1 protein-coding gene is annotated in these 571 nt (G+C 48.9%); it reads right to left on the bottom strand.

Annotation, left to right across the window (positions count from 1 at the left end; translation table 11 throughout):
• Positions 1-495, bottom strand: a 495-nt coding sequence (locus tag R8N47_RS27180; protein WP_225492865.1) for an NADP-dependent oxidoreductase, incomplete at its 3' end; no start/stop codon positions are given.
• Between the last annotated feature and the right edge of the window lie 76 nt (positions 496-571).

Here is a 571-nt window from a genome sequence, read left to right as displayed (position 1 = left end):
CGCTAAGTGCCCTACGCCACCCGCTCCTGCGAGAATTAATACTCTATCGCATTCGCTGACATTCGCTTTGCTTAATGCTTGAGCAGCGGTTTGCCCTGCCAATGGTAAAACCGCCGCCGCTTCTAGCGTGACCGAACTTGGCACGTGACTTAGCTCCGACTCCGGAACACAAACATATTGGCTATAACCACCACCTTGGAGAGGAAAACCAATAAAACCGGCCACTTCATCTCCCACAGCAAAGCGAGAAGTCTTAGTACCACAAGAGGCGACTTTCCCAGAAATATCGTAACCTGGCACCCAAGGCAGTTTGTCTTTATTCTGGGAAGCAGCCCAGCCAAGTCCCGCTCGTGTTTTGACATCGATAGGATTCACGCCAGCATAATGCACCTTGACCAACACTTCGCCAGACTTAGGGATCGGAGTTTCAGCGCTTTGAATCGCCAGAACATTGGCGTCGCCAAACTCAGTGATAACAATCTGTTTATGTTCCATAATTCACTCCCTGAGGGACAAATAAAAAAGGGATGCCGGAGCATCCCTTTGACTATAAACCATTTTGTTTAACCAA

Source organism: Vibrio sp. 2132-1, from assembly GCF_033344315.1.
This window is presented reverse-complemented; position numbering and strand designations above follow the sequence as displayed.